Raw genomic sequence first — 18,443 nt, forward strand, 5'->3', positions numbered from 1 at the left:
TCAGGCAAGGTGCCGCGGACCAAAGAACACGCCGGTCCAGTTGGCCACACCCAGCCTGACGATGTTTTCAACGGCAATCATGTTCAGTTTCGAGATCCGGTTCTGGTGACGCCACAACCAGGAAACACAAGTCCTGGACCCGGTCGTCTGACGCACCACCGAGGACGTGCCCTCGGCTTCCGCGAAGTCGATGAAACGCTCCACGGCCAGGCGGTAATAGTCCGAACTGTTGCAACAGCCGGCGATGATTTCGGCTTCTCCAGCCGCACGGCGCCAAAGTTTCAGCGCAAGCTCCTCGCTAATACCCGTCTTGTGGGCGATCCACGGCAAGATTTTTGGTGCTCTCATACAAGTACTCCTGAAAAACTGGGGATGCCAGGCACTGTAAGCCGTCAACCCCGACCTCGTGAGCCGGAGTTTTGTTGCAGCGCAGCATCATTATAAGGGTTGTCCATCCGGAAAGTTAGGCTTTTCTTTCAAATTTCTCGGTCAAGCCATTAGCGGAAGCTCCTATCAATAACAACGGCCTCCTCATGGAAATATTGAACGCCTTTCCACCGGCAGGGACACCCGAACCAACGGTCAGCATCCCCTTTTTCAGCACCTCGCCAACCTTTGGATCCGACTACACGCTATCACTGCCACCCGCGGCGCGCCGTGAAGAAAGCCACAACACGATTGATCCAGGCACCCCCGATGAGGAATTGGCATGAACGCGGAAACCAGGATCTCCCAGCATTCCCCGGTCGCAGCCAAGATCGCCCTGTTCCGGTCCTTGTTCCGAGGCAGGGACGACGTTTACCTGCGCCGTTTCGAAAATCGCCAGACCGGCAAGTCCGGCTACAGCCCCGCCTGTGCCAACGAGTGGGTGACGGGAGTGTGCGACAAGCGGGCGTTCAGGTGCCAGGACTGTCCGCAGCGGCGGTTTCTGCCGGTGACTGATGCGACGATCCGCCAACATCTTGCCGGCCAGGATCCTGCTGGCCGCGAGTTCGTGATCGGCATCTACCCGATGCTGCTCGATGAGACCTGCTTTTTTCTCGCGGCCGACTTCGACCAGCGAAGCTGGCAGGAGGACGTCGGTGCCGTTCTCGAAAGCTGCCGCCAGATGGAGCTTCCCGCGGTGTTAGAACGATCCCGATCGGGCAACGGAGCTCACCTCTGGCTGTTCTTTGAGGAAGCGGTTCCGGCCGTTCTCGCCAGGAATCTCGGGGCGTACCTGCTCACCGAAACGATGCAACGACGACCAGAGATCGGCCTCGCTTCCTACGACCGCTTCTTTCCGAACCAGGACACCTTGCCCAGGGGTGGCTTCGGGAACCTGATCGCGTTGCCGCTGCAGAAGCGTCCGCGCGAACGCGGCCATAGCGTCTTTGTCGACGAACAGTTGACCCCCCATCCGGATCAATGGGCGTTTCTCTCGGCGGTGCGGAAAATCGCACGCACTGACGCAGAACGTATTGTCCGCAGAGCGGATAGCCGCGGTCAGCTGCTCGGGGTGCGCATGCCGCCGCTCGACGAGGAGGATGCGGATCGCCAGCAACCCTGGCACGCGCCGCCGTCGCGCCAGCGCTTTGCATCGCCGATTGCCGGCCCCTTGCCCGAGCGCCTGCAATTGCTACTCGGCAACGAGATCTATGTGCCCAAGGAGGCGTTGCCAGCGTCCCTGCGCAATCGCCTGCTGCGGCTGGCTGCGTTCCAGAATCCCGAGTTCTACCGCGCACAGGCAATGCGCCTGCCGACCTTTGGCAAGCCGCGGATCATCGCCTGCGCCGAGGAACATCCGCTGCATATCACGCTGCCACGCGGCTGCCTCGACGATTTGCTGGGCTTGCTCTCCGGCCTCGGCATCGAAACCCTGATCCGCGACGACCGCAATCCAGGCGTGCCGCTGGCGGTTTCTTTTCATGGCACGCTACGGCCTGCGCAGCAGCTTGCCGCAGACGCCCTGGCGGCGCACGATGATGGCGTTCTCGCGGCGACGACGGCGTTCGGCAAGACCGTCGTCGCCGCGTGGCTGATCGCCCGGCGCGGCGTCAGTACCTTGGTGCTGGTACACCGCCAGCAACTGCTCGAACAGTGGGTGGAACGTTTGTCGACCTTCCTGGAGTTGCCGGTCCAGGCCATCGGCCGCATCGGTGGCGGCCACAACAAGCCCAATGGGATCCTCGACGTGGCGCTGATCCAGAGCCTCGTCCGGCATGGCGTGGTCGATGACCGCGTCGGCGAATATGGCCATCTGGTGGTCGACGAGTGTCATCACCTGCCGGCAAGCAGCTTCGAACAGGTGGCCCGGCGGGCGAAAGGCCGCTATATACTGGGCCTGTCGGCGACGGTGACCAGGAAGGACGGTCATCATCCGATCGTCTGCATGCAATGCGGGCCGGTACGCCATCGCGTCAACGCAAAAGACGAGGCTGCCGGGCGGCCTTTTACCCACAGCGTCTGGGCGCTTCCGACGGGGTTCCGCCCGCCCCTGCCGGCAGACCCCGACCTGCGGGTCCAGTTTCACGATCTCTATGCGGCGCTGATCGCTGACGACCGCCGCAACCGCCTGATCGTTGACGACGTCACGCAGGCCGTGCGCGCGGGACGCTCGCCGCTGGTGCTGAGCGAACGCATCGCTCACCTCGAAGAGCTGGCGGCGCGACTTTCGTCCGCGGTGCGTCACCTGATCGTCCTGCGCGGTGGCATGGGCCGGAAGTCGCTGCAACAGGCGCTTGGCCAACTGGCGGCCATCCCGGAGACCGAGGAGCGCGTCGTGCTGGCCAGCGGCGGCTATGTCGGCGAGGGTTTCGACGATGCCCGTCTCGACACTTTGTTCCTGACGCTGCCGGTTTCCTGGCGTGGGACGATTGCCCAATACGCCGGCCGCCTGCATCGGCTGCACGACAGCAAGCGCGAGGTTCGCATCTACGATTATGTTGACCTCGATGCGCCCCTACTGGCGCGGATGTTCGACCGGCGATGCCGGGGCTACGAATCTCTCGGCTACCATGTCCTGCTACCAGCCAGCGCCGTGCCGGGCTGGCCATCCGATGTGCTGCTGCCGGTCGATCCGGAATGGAAACAGGATTATGCGGCCAGTGTTCGGCGGCTGGTTTGTGACGGAGTGGACGCGCCGCTGGGCAAGCGGTTCGTTCACGCCGTTGGCGCCTTCGCTGTGGAAACGCAAGGTGCGGAGTGGGCGCGCAGCGCCAGCGAAGCCTTTCTCTACCATCGGCTCGAGACGCTTCCCGAGACCACAGGAAAGTTCTCTCTCAACGTCAAATTGCCGATACCCTTTGACGGACAGGGTCGAATGGAGGTGGACCTGCTTTGTGCACAGGCGTGGGTGGTGATCGAGATCGATGGTGCGCAACACCTGTGCGACCCCGAAGCCTATCGCCGCGACCGGCGCAAGGACGCGCTCTTGCAGGAGAGCGGTTATTTCGTGCTGCGCTTCCTTGCCGAAGATGTCGGCAAGCATCTCGGCGATATCCTCGATACCATCCTGCGCACCCTGGCTCACCGGATACGCGCTGCACCGCTTGCAGCGGCCTCGCGCTGCGATTGACCGCTCCCTGTTGCGCAGATACAGTGCAGTTCGACGAAGCATTCGTTTTTCTGGCTACCGGTCGAGGTCCAAATTTCAGGAGGGCTTGCAGATGGGTGCGGCACAACTGGCCTGGCGCAGTTATCTGCGCCATCCGGCGGATATTCCGATCGAGATCAATGCCGAAGGTTTGCGTCAGGGTGCGCCGCGGCGGCTGAAGGACGTCAGCCTTGGCGGACTGGCGTGTCGTTCAGGGCACCCGTTGACCGTCGGAGCCCGGGTCGTACTCACCATCCCGATCGTCCAGCCGGCTTTCCGCGCGGCGGGTTCGGTAGTGTGGTGCCGTCGCGATGGCCGGGACTACGAAGTCGGTATTCGTTTCCAGGAAGCCGCAGATGTCTTCGCCGCGCGCATGGTCGAACAGATTTGCCAGATCGAGCACTATCGCCAGGAAGTGTTGCGCAGCGAAGGACGGGTGCTGGACGGGGAAGAGGCAGCGCTGGAATGGATCGCGCGTTACGCCGCACAGTTTCCATCGCTGGGCAGTAGCCACTGATCTTCGCACCCCGACGGGCGCTATTCCTTGCATTCCTTGACGATCAGTCCTGCGATCCAGCGCTTGAAGTCGCTCAGCCTCGGGTCGTAGCTCTCACAGGCCATCAGACTCTGTCCGAACACATAGGCGTAGAGCAGCAGGCTGCGGCTCTTCGCCTCGTCGTCGGCAAGACCGCGGGCAAGGAACAGTTTGCGGGTGGATTCCAGACGGCAGTTGTCGACTTCCTCGACCACGGCGGCGGCCTGGGCGTCCCGGCGAGCCCATTCGCGTACTGCCAGCTCGATCGAGATCCCCTTGTGGTTGCGCGTGGCGCCGTAGACCTCGATCAGGTGCAGGAGTTGCTCGTGCTCCTTGCCGGGCGTCGCCACGGTCTGTTTGTTGATGTCGCGGATGCGACCATCTCGCCAGGTCGTCAGAACGGCATTGAAGAGGTCCTGGCGGTCCTTGAAGTGCCAGTAGAAACTGCCCTTGGTGACGCCAAAGTCCTTCGCCAGAACCTCGATCCGCATGCCTTGCACGCCTTGTTCTGCGAGCACCGCGATGGCTGCTTCGACCCACTCGTTGCGGTCGAGTGCTGCCCGTGGCCGGGTACTTCTGTGCTTCATCGTCATGTGGTCCTTTCCTGAATCACGCGGCTGAGGCAATATTACTATTTCACGCTCCGCTACCGCGGGCTATGGTGTTGACAGCCATCACTCCATACGGTACCGTACGCCATCCATACGACTAGGTATGGCCTATTGTCCGGTGAGAATTCGGCAATGTCAAACGCGGCCTGCCGGGATCGCGATTGCTATCGATTACGCTGCAGTAATAAAGGAGAGAAAAATTGAAGATCCTCGTACCAGTCAAACGGGTGGTGGATTACAACGTCAAGGTGCGCGTCAAGGCGGACGCGAGCGACGTCGATCTGGCCAACGTCAAGATGTCGATGAATCCCTTCGATGAAATTGCCGTCGAAGAGGCGGTGCGCCTCAGGGAAGCCGGTATCGCCACGGAGGTGGTGGTGGTTTCAGCGGGGGTGGCCAATTGCCAGGAAACCCTGCGCACGGCGATGGCCATCGGCGCCGACCGCGGCATTCTCGTTCAGAGTGATGGGGAATTGCAGCCATTGGCCGTTGCCAAACTGCTCAAGGCGGTGTGCGCGAACGAACAGCCGCAGATGGTCCTGTGCGGCAAGCAGGCGATCGACGACGACGCCAACCAGACCGGGCAGATGCTGGCCGGTCTGATGAACTGGCCGCAAGCGACCTTTGCCTCGAAGATCGTCGTCGCTGCCGGGCAGGCAACGGTCACGCGCGAAATCGACGGCGGTCTGGAAACCGTCGAAGTGCCGCTGCCTGCCGTGCTGACGGTCGACCTGCGCCTCAACGAGCCGCGCTACGCGACCCTGCCGAACATCATGAAAGCCAAACGGAAGCCGCTCGCGACGACCAACCCGGCGGCGCTCGGCGTCGATGTCACGCCGCGCCTGAAGACACTGAAGGTCGCCGAACCACCGAAACGCACGGCGGGTATCAAGGTGGCCGATGCCGCCGATCTGGTGATGAAACTCAAGACTGAAGCAAAGGTGATCTGACCATGGCCATTCTCGTTATTGCTGAGCACGACAATACCTCGATCAAGGCGGCAACGCTCCATGCCGTCACTGCCGCGACCCGGATCGGTGGCGACATCCACCTGCTGGTCGCCGGCAGCGCCTGTGCAGCCGCAGCCGGGTCGGCGGCGCGGATCAGCGGGGTGAGCAAGGTGCTGGTCGCCGACGCTGCCGCCTACGCCGAACAGTCGCCCGAGAATCTTGCTGCGCTGGTCGTGGCTCAGGCTGCGGCCTATTCTCACCTGCTGGCTGCTGCGACCACCAGCGGCAAGAACTTCCTGCCACGCGTCGCCGCCCTGCTCGACGTGGCGCAGATCTCCGAGATCATCGCCGTCGTCTCCGCCGACACTTTCCAGCGCCCGATCTATGCCGGTAACGTCGTCGCTACCGTCCAGTCGGCCGACCCGATCAAGGTCATCAGCGTGCGTGCGACGGCTTTCGAAGCGGCTGGCGAGGAGGGCAAGGCCAGCGTCGAGAATCTCGCTGCCGGCCCCGAACTGGCCCAGAGCAGGCTCATCGGCCGCGAGTTGACCAGGTCCGAGCGTCCTGAACTCACCGCCGCCAAGGTCATCGTCTCGGGTGGTCGCGGCATGGGCAGCAACGAGAATTTCCACAAATTGCTCGAACCCCTGGCCGACAAGCTCGCTGCTGCCGTCGGTGCTTCGCGTGCTGCGGTCGATGCCGGTTATGCTCCGAATGACTATCAGGTCGGTCAGACGGGCAAGATCGTAGCGCCACAGCTCTACATCGCGGTCGGCATTTCGGGTGCCATCCAGCATCTGGCCGGAATGAAGGACAGCAAGGTGATTGTGGCCATCAACAAGGACCCTGAAGCACCGATCTTTCAGGTCGCCGATTACGGGCTGGTCGGCGACCTCTTCGAAGTCCTGCCGGCACTGCAGGCAGCCCTCGGCTGAACCTTGCCGGAGACTGAGGCTGCGCGGTCAGCATGAACCTGCCGGACGGACTGCTCGACGGTCGCTGGACCTTGCTGGCCTGGCTGCTGTTCGCCGCATTCGCCTGGCTGGCAGCGAGGCGGGCGCCGTGGCGGGTGCTGGCCGATAGTACCCGTCTGCACGCCTTTCTGGCGATGATCGTCGCGCTGACCCTGCTCTGGCATCTGCAGGCCGGGGTCAAACCCGGCCTTTCGCTGCACCTGCTTGGCGCGACGCTGTTTACCTTGTGTTTCGGATGGCCGCTGGCGTTCATCGGCCTCTGCCTGGTCCTGGCCGGGGTGAGTCTGAACGGCACCGCCGGCGGCGAGGTTTTTGCGGTCAACGCCCTGCTCATGGCAGGGGTCGGCGTGGCCGTCAGCGAGGGGCTGCACCGACTGGTCGAGCGGTTGCTGCCGCGCCACATGTTTGTCTATATCTTTTGCAAGGGCTTCTTCGCTGCGGCGCTGGCCGTCATGGCTGTGGGTGTGGTCTCGTGCCTGCTGCTGACGCTGGCCGGAGCCTATACCAGCGACTATCTGATCGATGAGTATCTCCCGTATTTTGTTCTGCTCGGCTTTTCCGAAGCCTGGTTGTCGGGAATGTTCACCACCCTGTTTACCGTCTATCGGCCGGATTTGCTGGCAGATTTTGAGGATGCGTAGTTTCCCGAAAGAAAATGACTTCTCCACGTCAATCCTCTGCACACCACGGTGCTCTTTCCTGATGGCACCGCCAATCTCCGGCTTCCGGCCGGGCCTCTTGTCGGTGATCTGCGCCCTGCTCCTGCTGCTGGCGGTGCCCGATGCACCGGCACAGCAGCGGGCAGCGGGCCCCGCAGTGGCAGCGCAGCGAGAGCCGGACCCGCGGCCGGGAATCAGACAGCGCGTGCTACCGGAAGCCTCCAGCAGCGTCCAGGCGGAAACGATGATGCCCTTGCTCCTCAGCGAAGAGCTGTCTGCTCCGCCCGCGCCGAGCGACCTTGGCCGCCAGTTGTTGCGCCTCGAACAGCGAACGATCGAGATCCTCCGTGATCCGAACACCGACCAGCAGGCGTTGAGCGAAAAGCTGGCCTGGCTCGAAGCCAATGTGGCCGAACTGAGAAGGGCAGAAGTTCGCCTCGAAGGTCTGGCGGTAGCGATCCCTGCACCTGCTGCAGCCCGTCCTGCCGCCGCTGCGGCGGCCTTGCCGGAGGCAACGCCAGGAACTGCGCCGCCGCCTGCGGCCACGCCGGCTGCTGCAGGTGCGCTCGAACAAGGGATCCTGTATGCCGGAGTCGCCGCTTTGGTGGTGGTGCTGGTCTTGCTGTTCCGTCGTCCCGCTGTGCCAGAAGTTCTTCCGGGCAGCCGGAATGCTTCGTCGACACCGGAGCAAGGCGAGTCCGCTTTGTCGAGTCCGCCAAGGGCCGCAGCCGCACCGATCGGACTGCCACGTGAGACGCGTGCGGCAAGAGCGGCGGCAGCAACACCGGCAACACCCCCCACGTCACCACCGGTAGTGCCCTCACCCGCAGCAATCCCGGTGGTGGCGCCAGCCTTGTCGATTGCGCCCGAGATTGCAGGATCGGCGCCGATACTCGAACTGGCCGAGGTCATGCTGTCCTTCGGTCGCGTCAGCAATGCCACCAAAACCCTTGAGGAATATCTCGCGGCGCAGCCACAGGAGTCCTTGCGGCCCTGGATCCGCCTGCTGCAGATTTACCAGCGCAATGGCATGCGCGATGAATTCGAGGCATTGACCTTGCGGTTGAACCGGACTTTCAATGTCGAAGTGATTCGTTGGGATGCCGACGAGGCGCGCAAGCAGCTCCATCTGGTGGCACCCGATGCGCCCCGTGAAAAGGCAAGCACGCTGGAAGATCTGCCGCACATTCGCGATCAACTCATCGCACTCTGGGGAAAGCCGGAATGTTCCGGCTATCTGGAGAAGCTGCTGCGCGACCATCGTGATGGACAGCGCAGTGGTTTCACCTTGCCGGTCGTCGAGGAAATATTGTTCCTGATCGATCTCATGGCGGCCTGCGAAGCCGCCCAGCCGTCCACACAGCAACCATAAAAGGAGAAACACATGAGTGAATATTATGCCCCGATCCGTGACATGCAGTTCGTGCTCAAGGAGCTTGCCGGACTGGAACAGGTGGCGCAATTGCCAGGTTATGAAGAAGCGTCGCCCGAACTGGTCGATGCAGTTCTCGAAGAGGCCGCCAGGTTCGCTGCGGAAATCCTGTCGCCGCTCAACTGGCCGGGAGACCAGGAAGGCGCCCACTGGCACGACAAGACGGTGACCATGCCAGCGGGTTTCAAGGATGCGTACCAGTTGTTCGCCGACAGCGGTTGGCCGGCACTGGCCTGCGAACCGGAGTGGGGAGGACAGGGACTGCCGAAGCTGGTCGCTGCCGCCGTCGCCGAGATGTGGAAATCGGCCAATCATTCCTTCTCGCTGTGTCCGCTGCTCACTGCCGGCGCCATCGAGGCACTGGTGCTCACTGGCTCCGAGCAGTTGAAGACGACCTACCTCGAAAAAATGGTCAGCGGCCAATGGGCCGGAACGATGAACCTCACCGAGCCGAGCGCCGGTTCCGACCTGGCGGCCGTGCGCACGCGTGCTGAACCGCAGGCCGACGGCAGCTTCCTGATTTTCGGGCAGAAGATTTTCATCACCTACGGTGAGCACGACATGACGGAGAACATCATCCACCTCGTGCTGGCGCGGACGCCGACCGCGCCCGAAGGCGTCAAGGGAATTTCGCTGTTCGTCGTGCCGAAGTTCATGGTCAATGAAGACGGCAGCCTCGGCGAGCGTAACGATGCCTATTGTGTATCGATCGAGCACAAGCTCGGCATTCATGCCAGCCCAACCGCGATCATGGCCTTTGGTGACCACCGCGGTGCCGTCGGCTACCTGGTCGGCGAGGAGAATCGCGGTCTCGAGTATATGTTCATCATGATGAATGCCGCGCGTTTCGGCGTCGGCCTCGAAGGCGTCGCTGCTTGCGAGCGCGCTTACCAGCGAGCGCGCGACTACGCGCGCGAGCGCGTGCAGTGCACCGATATCGGCGTACGCGGTGGTCCGAAAGTGGCGATCATCAAGCATCCCGACGTACGCCGCATGCTGATGACCATGCGCTCGCACGCCGAAGCCACGCGCGCACTGGCCTACGTAGTAGCGGCTGCACACGACACCGCGCTCCGCCATCCGGACGCCGCCGAGCGCAAGCGCAAGCAGGCTTTCGTTGATCTGATGATCCCGGTAGTCAAGGGCTGGAGCACCGAGTCCGGTGTCCGCATCGCCTCGATCGGCGTGCAGGTGCATGGCGGCATGGGGTATGTCGAAGAAACCGGTGCCGCGCAGCACCTGCGTGATGCGCAGATCTCGACGATCTACGAGGGTACCACCGGCATTCAGGCCAACGACCTGATCGGCCGCAAGATGGCACGCGAGGGAGGCGCCACCCTGAAGGCGGTGATCGAGGAGATGCGCGCACTCGACGGCGATCTCGCTAGCCAGGCGGGCAGCCACTTCGCTGCCCTGCACAGCCGCTTGACGGCGGGCATCGACGCACTGGCAGCCGCCGGCGATTGGCTGGTAGCCACCTACGGGGTCGACATTCGTGCCGCATCGGCCGGCGCGGTACCGTTCCTGAAGCTGCTCGGGATCGTTGCCGGTGGTTGGCAGATGGCGCGTGCGGCACTGATTGCGCAAGCGAAGATCGACGCCGGCGAAAGTGATCCCTTCTATGCCGCGAAGATCATCACCGCGCGCTTCTATGCCGACCACGTGCTGTCACAGGCCGCCGGCCTGGCGAGCAGCATCTCCGACGGTGCCGAAGGCGTAAACGCCTTGCCTGAAGACATGTTCTGAGAGCGCTGACCGGCGCTGACATCTTCGTGTGGTCGGCAGGGTGCGAATATCCGTGATTCGCACCCGGCATCGCCCTCCGACCCGACCAAGGAATTGCCATGACACACCCACGCAAACTCGTCCAGACCAGCCTGATTCCGATTCGCTGGGGCGATATGGACGCCTACGGCCACGTCAACAACACCATCTATTTCCGTTACATGGAGCAGGTGCGCGTCGAGTATCTCGAAAAACTCGGCTTCCGGGTGATGCCGCGCGGCTCGGCGCCGGTGATCATCAACGCCAGTTGTACCTTCCTGGTCCCGCTCAACTACCCTGGCCTCGTCGAAGTCCGGATGTTCTGCGGACATCCTGGCCGCAGCAGCGTGCCGACGCATTACGAAATCCGCCTGCAAGGAGATGACACCCTTTACGCGACCGGCGAATCCAAGATCGTCTGGATGGATGTGGCGACCGGCAAGTCGGTGCCGATTCCGGAGCACCTGCGTGCCGAACTGCCGCCGTTCTGAGGACTCGGGGATGAACCCTGCAGCTCTCTGGCGCCCGAGCGCCGAACGTATCGCGGCGGCCAGGCTGAGCGCTTTCATCGCCGCAATCCACAGCCGCTGGCAGTTCGACTGCGCGGATTATGCGAGCCTCTGGCGCTGGTCGGTGGCACAGCCCGAGGCCTTCTGGACTTCGCTATGGGAGCAATGCGGCGTGCTCGGCGAGCGCGGCCCGACGGTGCTCGAAAACGGCGAATGGATGCCCGGTGCCCACTGGTTTCCGCAAGCCCGGCTGAACTACGCGGAGAACCTGTTGCGCCACCATGCCGCCAGGCCCGACACCGACGCGCTGGTATTCTGGGGCGAGGACAAGTGCCGGCGTCGCCTCTCGCACGCCGAGCTTTACGCGCAGGTCTCGCGCTGCGCGCAAGCCTTGCAGGCCGCTGGTATCGGCCAGGGCGATCGTGTCGCCGCTTACCTGCCGAACCTGCCCGAGGCGCTGATCGCGATGCTCGCCACCACTTCGCTCGGTGCGATCTGGTCGTCGGCTTCGCCCGACTTCGGTGTCCAGGGCGTTCTCGACCGTTTCGGGCAGATCGAACCCAAGGTCCTGCTCTGCGTTGACGGCTACTGGTACAACGGCAAACCGGTCGATTGCATGGCCAAAAACGCCGAAGTCGCCGCACAGATCGCCAGCGTCGCCAGGACGGTAGTCGTCTCCTACCTCGACGATTCTCCTGCGGTAGCGGCGATCCGCAATGGCGTGCGCTACGCCGACTTCATCGCACCCTTTGCCGCCATGGACATCGAATTCGCGCCGCTGCCTTTCGCGCATCCGCTGTTCATCATGTATTCCTCGGGCACCACCGGCGTTCCCAAGTGCATCGTGCACGGTCACGGCGGCGCCCTGCTGCAACATCTCAAGGAACACCAGTTGCACGGTGACGTCAAGCAAGACGACCGCCTCTTCTATTTCACCACCTGCGGCTGGATGATGTGGAACTGGCTGGTTTCCGGCCTTGCTTCGGGCGCGACGCTGCTGCTCTACGACGGCTCCCCGTTCATTGCGGGCGCCGGCGGCCAGCCGGGAGCGATCCTCTTCGATTACGCCGACGCCGAACGCATGACACACTTCGGCACCTCGGCAAAATTCATCGATGCGCTTGCCAAGACCGGTCTCAAGCCACGCGAGACGCATCGCCTCGAAGCCCTGCGGACGATCTTCTCGACCGGCAGCCCGCTGGCTCCGGAAAGCTTCGATTACGTCTATCGTGACATCAAGGCCGACCTGTTGCTGGCGTCGATTTCCGGTGGAACCGACATCCTCTCTTGTTTCGCGCTCGGCAATCCGATTCTGCCGGTGTACCGCGGTGAGCTGCAATGCCGCGGCCTGGGAATGGCCGTCGCGGTCTTCGACGACGACGGCCAGCCGATTCCGGCCGGCCGCGGCGAGCGCGGCGAACTGGTATGCACCGCGCCTTTTCCGGCAATGCCGATCGGCTTCTGGAACGACCCCGACGGCGCCAAATACCATGCCGCGTATTTCGATCGCTTCCCGAACGTCTGGTGCCATGGCGACTTCGTCGAACTCACTGCCAACGAAGGCATGATCATCTACGGTCGCTCCGACGCCGTTCTCAACCCCGGCGGCGTGCGCATCGGCACCGCCGAGATCTATCGCCAGGTCGAGCAACTGCCGGAAGTCGTCGAATCACTGGTGATCGGCCAGGACTGGCAGCACGACGTGCGCATCGTACTGTTCGTCAAGCTGCGCGAAGGACTGCTCCTCGAAGAAACGCTGCTCGACCGCATCAAGCAGCAAATCCGCCGCAATACCACGCCGCGCCATGTTCCGGCCAAGGTTTTGCAGGTCGCCGACATCCCGCGCACCAAGAGCGGCAAGATCGTCGAACTCGCGGTGCGCAATGTCGTGCATGGCCGGCCGATAAAGAACGTCGAAGCACTGGCCAACCCCGAGGCGCTGGAGTACTTTCGCGAGCGCGTCGAACTGCAGAGCTGAAACGCGATCGGCGGTGCGCGGGCAAGCAGCTGCGGGTGATGGTTACCCTGAGCCGGAACGGGACCCTGGCGTCGCCTGCCCTCCACTGCCTGCTCATCGGCCACTCCTTCCCGACGGTTGCCACGCGTGAAAATTCAGCAGGTCCTCCCAGACCTCGCGCTCTTGGTCATGTACGGGCTGTCCCGGCGTGTCGGGCGTGGCGGGGAGCGGGTGCTCGTCGAGCAGTGTCACCAGAACTCTCGTCGCTTCGGTGATCCGCAGCGGCTCATCGAAGGAGACGACTCCCGAGGGAAAAAGGGTGGCGCGCAGGGTGTTCAGCATAACGTGTTCTCCTCAGGGTTTGACCAGACAATGGGTGAGCCAGGCATCGTGAGTCGCATACGCGGCTTTCACATTAAGCAGGAGACCGATCCTCCACCAGAGTGTTCTGATCGGCAAGCATCGCAAGCCATTCGCCTGCCTCCTTGAATGGCCGCGGCGAGCGCTCCGCCCTGCAGCGGACGTAGGCACCTTCGATGGCCGTCAGGAGCAGCCCCGCAAAGGACTGGCTACGGTCAGCATCACCGAAATCGAGGTGGCTGGCGATCAGCGCCAGCCATTCGGAAAACGTTGCACCCAGAAATGCCTGGAGCCCTTGGAGATCGGCGTCGAGATCCAGGCTGACGGTGCCCACTGCGCAACTCTGGTAGAAATCGCCCTCTTCGACGCGCCGGGCAAATGCGCTGAACAGGGCCTTCACTTTGGCGCCCGGCTGGCGCTTGCTCGCCAGGGACTGATCGATGAAAGCCATCACCCGAGTGGAATAGACGGCCAGGGCTTCCGTAGTGATCTGCAACTTTCCCTGCGGAAAGAAGTGGTAGACCGATCCCTTCGGGGAGCCACTGACGCGGACGATCTCGTTGATTCCCGCGCCGCCGAGTCCGGAACCGCGCATCAGCGTGATCGCCGCTTCGATCATTCTTTCCCGGCTGCCGAGTTGCGAATTGCCATCCATTCGTGTTGACTCTCTACCTAGACCAGTCTATATAATACAGCATGATTTCAGTGAAAGGAGCCGCCGTGAACGATACTGCCCCCGAAATCCATTCGCAGGTGAGCGAAGCGGAATGGTTACGGCGCGTGGACCTTGCTGCGTGTTATCGCCTCGTCGCCATGTTCGGATGGGATGATCTGATCTTCACCCATATCTCGGCCCGCGTGCCTGGTCCGGAACATCATTTCCTGATCAATCCGTACGGATTGATGTTCAGCGAGATCACTGCCTCCAGTCTGATCAAGGTCGATCTGCACGGCAACAAGGTAGGCGACAGCGCCTACGAGGTCAATCCGGCTGGGTTCACCATTCACAGCGCCGTTCATGCCGCCCGCGAGGATGTGCAGTGCGTGCTGCACGTGCACAGCATCAATGGCGTCGCAGTGTCGGCGCAGGCAGGGGGTGTGCTGCCCTTGTCGCAGCACTCGATATTCGTGCTTTCGTCGCTCGCCTACCACGACTACGAAGGCGTCGCTCTGGATGAAGACGAAAAGCCGCGGCTGGTACGCGACCTCGGCGACAAGCGCTTCCTCATGCTGCGCAATCACGGCTTGTTGACGGTCGGACGATCGGTAGCCGAAGCCTTTGTGGCGATGTATTTCTTCGAGGTCACCTGCATGATTCAGGTGCGTGCGATGAGCGGTGGGCAGCCACTGCGGCATATCAGCCAGCACATCGTCGACAGCGCCCAGACACAATGGGAACAGGTGACTCGCGGGGCGGGCGGGGGTCTGGCGTGGCCCGCGCTGCTGCGTAAACTCGACCGCGCCGATCCAGGTTATCGCACTTGAACACAAGGCACCGATTTCGCCTCAATCTGATAGGCGTTCTGGTCTTGGTTCTTGGTTTGACGGTTTCCGTCTGGGTCTTTCTGACCGGCACGGATGAGCGCAGCGATGTGATCGGCTACGAAATGGTCGACGGGAAAGCCTATCCAATCACCACCAGTGATTCCAAGCGCTATCGTCACGACCTGGAACGTTTTGGCGGAAAGTCGGCCGTTTTCGCCGATGATCTGGCCCGCTGGTTTACCAGTCTTTGGCATGGTAAACGCTTGGCGCTTACCCTGGCCGTGCTCACGGTTGGCATCGCCTTTGCGTGCTTTCGTGCTGCCGAGCGGATGCCGGCCGACCCAGGCGGCGAGGGCAAGAACAGTACTCAAGACTAGCCGCCGAGTACCGCCTGATTGCGTCCCTGCTCTTTGGCACGGTACATGGCCATGTCTGCGGCCGCCACCAGAATATCTGGCGCACCCTTGACTTCCGGAACGATAGACGCAACACCAACGCTGGCAGTCACGCATCCGAACCCGGACATTGCATGTGGCAATTCCAGATCCTGAAGTGCCTGGCAGACTTTCCGGGCCATGCTCAATGCCTGCTCAGCATCGGTCGCAGGCGCAATGAATACGAATTCTTCGCCCCCATAGCGCGCCACCAGATCTCCGGTACGGCATATTTTGGAAGACAAGACACTGGCCACCTGGCGCAGGCATTCGTCACCCGCCTGATGACCGTAGCGATCGTTATATGCCTTGAACCAGTCCACATCGAGCAATCCGAGAGCCAGGGGTTGACCGATGCGTGCTGCACGACTCCATTCACTTGCCAGCACTTCGTCGAAGCGGCGACGATTGGCGAGACCGGTCAAGGCATCGGTTGTGCTCAGGGCGGCCAGCTTGTTGTTGGCCTCTTCCAGTTCGAGAGTACGCTCGGAAACCTTTCCTTCCAGCATGGCATACGATTTCTGCAACTGTTCGGCCATTCGATTAAAGCCATTGGCCAGATCTTCGAGTTCGTCACCCGTGCGAACCGTAATGCGGTGGTCGAGAACTCCGCGGCCAATCAGCGTTGCGCCATCCTGCAGGGCATGGATGGGTTTGACCACCCTGCGCACCAGTGCCACGCAGGCAAACACGGTCAACAGCATGCCGATGAGCACCAGCGATCCGCTGCGAATGGCCTGGGCATACAAAGGGCGGTAGGCTTCGGCCAGTGGTTCCTCGACAAAAACGAACCAGCCAAGTTGTGGAATCGTTCCAAAGGCAGTCAAGACCGGCTCACCGTCATGATTGCGCGCTTGCGCAGATGCCTCTCCACCCTGCGCCTGGCCCTTGATCGCCGCTTGCACCTGCGGCAGTGCAGCCATGCTGGTGTTTCTCAGCACCAGGCCGATATCGGGATGAGCAATCAAGCGGCCTTCGGAGTCGACTGCATAGGCGTGGCCGGAGTCACCGACCTTGACGCGCGTGATTCCGTCGAGCAGAAATTCGAGGTCGACTTCAGCGACGGTGATCCCGGCTTCCTCTGGGCCGACGGCCATCGCTATGGTCATGTACAGACTTCCGTCGCGGAAGTAGATCGGGCTGCGGTAGGAACGGCCTGATTTGACTTGACGAAAAAATTCGGTGGTCGAAAGATCGCGCTTGCTGCCTACGATGTCTGCAGTGCGGCGGGATGTCCGTAGATATTCCTTGCCCTGATTGTCGAGCAGCAGAATTTCATGGATCGCCGCAGTACGCCGCAAGATCTGAATGTCGGCACTTCGTTGTTCCAGAGCGGAAACGCCGCGTTTTGGCATTGCCGCCACAGCGATCCTCTGTTCGATTCCAAAAAGGTATTCACCCAACCGGGTAGCTGCCGCTTCTGCTTTTTCACGCTGCAGTTTGATGACCGAAAGCTGGCTTTCCTGATAGGCAAAACTGATACCAAGCAGACCACTGAGAAGTAGCGAACCGCCGGTCAGCCCGCCAAAAATCAGGGTATATTTCCTGAAAAGGGTCGACCTTATCGGCATCGAGTAGCAGGGAATTGCGCGTCAGCGTACAGGCGGGAACTCAATCAAATGCTTTGTCGTTCGGATTCTTGTAGAGTTCGATCATCATCTCGCTGATCGGAAAGTTCAGATTGACGCCCTTCGGTGGTATCGGCGACAACAGCCATTTCCGGTAAAGCGCTTCCGCCTCCCCAGATTTCATGATCCTCGCAATTTCCTGATCCACGACCCTCTTAAAGGCAGGGTCATCCTTGCGCAGGATGCAGCCATAGGCTTCATAGGATTGAGGCCTGCCGGTCACGACCCATTCATCCGGCCGCCAGGCTTCCCGGATGGTGGCGTAGAGCAGGACATCATCCATCATGTATGCATCGGCCTGCCCGGCCTGCAGTACCGACAAGGGTGTGTCGCCGCGATCAAAGGTAGACACGATGTTGATGTGGAGGCCATGCTCGCTGTTCATCCTGCGCAACATCTTTTCGGAAGTCGAAGCCGCGAAGGTCACGACAGTCTTTCCTGCCAGATCCGGAAAATCCTTGATGCCGGAATTCTTTCGCGTCATCAGGCGTGATCCGGCGACGAAGATGGTATTGGAAAAGGCAACCATCTTTTGCCGTTCGGTGGTATTGGTCGTCGCGCCGCACGAGAGGTCGGAGACACCATTCTGGACGATCGGAAAACGGCTTTGCGTAGTAAAAGGGATCTGCTTGATCTGCAGCGCCGGCAATTTCAGCTCACGCTTCACGGCCTCGGCGATCTTCAGCGCGATGTCGTAAGAGTAACCCATGACGGTTCCATCACCAGTCATATACGTAAATGGCGATGTCGATTCATGGAAGCCGATCGCAATCGTTCTGGTATGGGCAATCTTCTGCAGTGTCCCGGATCTTTCTCCGGGAGCCGCATCGACGATGACGGGAAGGATGGTCAGCAGCACCGCAATCAGGGTATTTTTCACAGGCATCCTGCATCAAATTGTTGCGGACTTTGCGCAGACCGAGCTTGTTCCGAAACCACATGCGACCCGAATCGGCCAATGGAACCGGGATCTGCTCCGGAGCGGATGGACCACTGCCTACGCTCGGTCGTTGGTGTATCGCTTGAGCGTGAGTTGCGGAATATACCGTGTTTTTCTGCATGCGTCGCCGCAGCAGCGTCCAATGCCGACCGGGGGGTGATCACGGAACATCTCGACACCCCGGAATTGATCGAGCGGAGTTGCCTATCGTCGATGCATCGGGTTCTGAAAAGCTGCTCGGCACCCCGATTCAGGCCTACAATAAATGACCACCACCAAGGACAAATATATGGCTGGCTTTGAAGATTACGATCGAGGAACCCAAGAGATTGAACTCGAAATCGAGCGCAAGGGGATAGTTCTCGGCATCGACTGGTCGGATGAGGTGCAGGTACGCACCCTGGCCAGAGAGGCGCTCGATCACATGAAAGAAGACGTGAAGCTTGCGGCTTCGAGCCATGTGGATCGCCAACTGATGGCCAGAGTCGACCTTTTTGGCCTGGCGGCTCTGATGTTAAAAACCATGGCGGAAAGCGCCGACCAGGGCATCGAGAGTCACGGAGGCAGCGCGTGGAAAGCCTTCGCCAAGGCACTCTGGGCTGAAGCAGCACTTCGCAAGCAGCAATAAGGG

Annotated in this window: 18 protein-coding genes; 12 read left to right on the forward strand and 6 right to left on the reverse strand. The window is 61.5% G+C overall.

Going from position 1 to position 18,443, the window contains the following annotated elements; all coding sequences use genetic code 11:
- On the reverse strand, positions 1 to 348 hold the full coding sequence (locus tag V5B59_RS02995) for a hypothetical protein (protein WP_034912222.1): 348 nt from the start codon (positions 346 to 348) through the stop codon (positions 1 to 3).
- Between the two features lie 361 nt (positions 349 to 709).
- Here V5B59_RS02995 and V5B59_RS03000 point away from each other — a divergent pair, with 361 nt between their 5' ends.
- A complete protein-coding gene (locus V5B59_RS03000) occupies positions 710 to 3,556 on the forward strand; it encodes a TOTE conflict system archaeo-eukaryotic primase domain-containing protein (RefSeq protein WP_169070254.1) in 2,847 nt (948 codons plus the stop codon).
- A 91-nt stretch (positions 3,557 to 3,647) separates the two neighbouring features.
- Complete coding sequence (locus V5B59_RS03005; RefSeq protein WP_034912233.1) at positions 3,648 to 4,091, forward strand: PilZ domain-containing protein; 444 nt, start codon at positions 3,648 to 3,650, stop codon at positions 4,089 to 4,091.
- 20 nt (positions 4,092 to 4,111) lie between these two features.
- On the opposite strand, the gene V5B59_RS03010 is transcribed toward V5B59_RS03005, so the two are convergent.
- Positions 4,112 to 4,696, reverse strand: a complete 585-nt coding sequence (locus tag V5B59_RS03010; RefSeq protein ID WP_034912238.1) for a TetR/AcrR family transcriptional regulator — start codon at positions 4,694 to 4,696, stop codon at positions 4,112 to 4,114.
- Positions 4,697 to 4,920: 224 nt separating this feature from the next.
- On the opposite strand from V5B59_RS03010, the gene V5B59_RS03015 reads away from it, so the two are divergent.
- From V5B59_RS03015 to V5B59_RS03045, 7 genes are all read left to right on the forward strand, one after another.
- The gene (locus V5B59_RS03015) at positions 4,921 to 5,670 is read left to right on the forward strand and encodes an electron transfer flavoprotein subunit beta/FixA family protein (RefSeq protein ID WP_169070253.1); all 750 of its coding nucleotides are present in this window, start codon (positions 4,921 to 4,923) and stop codon (positions 5,668 to 5,670) included.
- Between the two features lie 2 nt (positions 5,671 to 5,672).
- Complete coding sequence (locus tag V5B59_RS03020; protein WP_169070252.1) at positions 5,673 to 6,605, forward strand: electron transfer flavoprotein subunit alpha/FixB family protein; 933 nt, start codon at positions 5,673 to 5,675, stop codon at positions 6,603 to 6,605.
- Positions 6,606 to 6,637: 32 nt separating this feature from the next.
- Positions 6,638 to 7,285: an energy-coupling factor ABC transporter permease gene (locus V5B59_RS03025; protein WP_034914258.1), complete on the forward strand. Its 648-nt coding sequence runs from the start codon at positions 6,638 to 6,640 to the stop codon at positions 7,283 to 7,285.
- Between the two features lie 61 nt (positions 7,286 to 7,346).
- Positions 7,347 to 8,675, forward strand: coding sequence for a hypothetical protein (locus V5B59_RS03030; RefSeq protein WP_169070251.1), 1,329 nt, complete (start codon positions 7,347 to 7,349; stop codon positions 8,673 to 8,675).
- Between the two features lie 12 nt (positions 8,676 to 8,687).
- The gene (locus V5B59_RS03035; protein WP_169070250.1) at positions 8,688 to 10,481 is read left to right on the forward strand and encodes an acyl-CoA dehydrogenase C-terminal domain-containing protein; all 1,794 of its coding nucleotides are present in this window, start codon (positions 8,688 to 8,690) and stop codon (positions 10,479 to 10,481) included.
- A gap of 98 nt (positions 10,482 to 10,579) precedes the next feature.
- Positions 10,580 to 10,990: an acyl-CoA thioesterase gene (locus V5B59_RS03040; protein ID WP_169070249.1), complete on the forward strand. Its 411-nt coding sequence runs from the start codon at positions 10,580 to 10,582 to the stop codon at positions 10,988 to 10,990.
- Positions 10,991 to 11,000: 10 nt separating this feature from the next.
- Positions 11,001 to 12,986, forward strand: coding sequence for an acetoacetate--CoA ligase (locus V5B59_RS03045; protein WP_332351569.1), 1,986 nt, complete (start codon positions 11,001 to 11,003; stop codon positions 12,984 to 12,986).
- A 93-nt stretch (positions 12,987 to 13,079) separates the two neighbouring features.
- On the opposite strand, the gene V5B59_RS03050 is transcribed toward V5B59_RS03045, so the two are convergent.
- Together V5B59_RS03050 and V5B59_RS03055 are read right to left on the reverse strand one after the other, a co-directional pair.
- Positions 13,080 to 13,307, reverse strand: coding sequence for a hypothetical protein (locus V5B59_RS03050; RefSeq protein WP_169070247.1), 228 nt, complete (start codon positions 13,305 to 13,307; stop codon positions 13,080 to 13,082).
- A 73-nt stretch (positions 13,308 to 13,380) separates the two neighbouring features.
- Positions 13,381 to 13,980: a TetR/AcrR family transcriptional regulator gene (locus V5B59_RS03055; protein WP_169070246.1), complete on the reverse strand. Its 600-nt coding sequence runs from the start codon at positions 13,978 to 13,980 to the stop codon at positions 13,381 to 13,383.
- A gap of 41 nt (positions 13,981 to 14,021) precedes the next feature.
- Between V5B59_RS03055 and V5B59_RS03060 the strand changes: the two genes are divergently transcribed.
- Together V5B59_RS03060 and V5B59_RS03065 are read left to right on the forward strand one after the other, a co-directional pair.
- A complete protein-coding gene (locus tag V5B59_RS03060) occupies positions 14,022 to 14,810 on the forward strand; it encodes a class II aldolase/adducin family protein (RefSeq protein WP_169070245.1) in 789 nt (262 codons plus the stop codon).
- Between the two features lie 44 nt (positions 14,811 to 14,854).
- On the forward strand, positions 14,855 to 15,187 hold the full coding sequence (locus V5B59_RS03065) for a hypothetical protein (protein WP_332351570.1): 333 nt from the start codon (positions 14,855 to 14,857) through the stop codon (positions 15,185 to 15,187).
- Here the strand turns inward: V5B59_RS03065 and V5B59_RS03070 are convergent.
- Both V5B59_RS03070 and V5B59_RS03075 read right to left on the reverse strand, forming a co-directional pair.
- Positions 15,184 to 16,815 (reverse strand): sensor domain-containing diguanylate cyclase, encoded by a 1,632-nt coding sequence (locus tag V5B59_RS03070; protein ID WP_169070243.1) that lies wholly within the window; start codon positions 16,813 to 16,815, stop codon positions 15,184 to 15,186. The genes V5B59_RS03065 and V5B59_RS03070 overlap by 4 nt on opposite strands.
- Before the next feature lie 40 nt (positions 16,816 to 16,855).
- On the reverse strand, positions 16,856 to 17,752 hold the full coding sequence (locus tag V5B59_RS03075; protein ID WP_288132270.1) for a transporter substrate-binding domain-containing protein: 897 nt from the start codon (positions 17,750 to 17,752) through the stop codon (positions 16,856 to 16,858).
- A 325-nt stretch (positions 17,753 to 18,077) separates the two neighbouring features.
- Here V5B59_RS03075 and V5B59_RS03080 point away from each other — a divergent pair, with 325 nt between their 5' ends.
- Entirely contained in the window at positions 18,078 to 18,440 is a 363-nt protein-coding gene (locus V5B59_RS03080) for a hypothetical protein (RefSeq protein ID WP_308240094.1), read from the forward strand.
- Positions 18,441 to 18,443 lie beyond the last annotated feature (3 nt).

Source organism: Candidatus Accumulibacter contiguus (genome assembly GCF_036625285.1).
GTDB classification, from domain to species: Bacteria; Pseudomonadota; Gammaproteobacteria; order Burkholderiales; family Rhodocyclaceae; genus Accumulibacter; species Accumulibacter contiguus.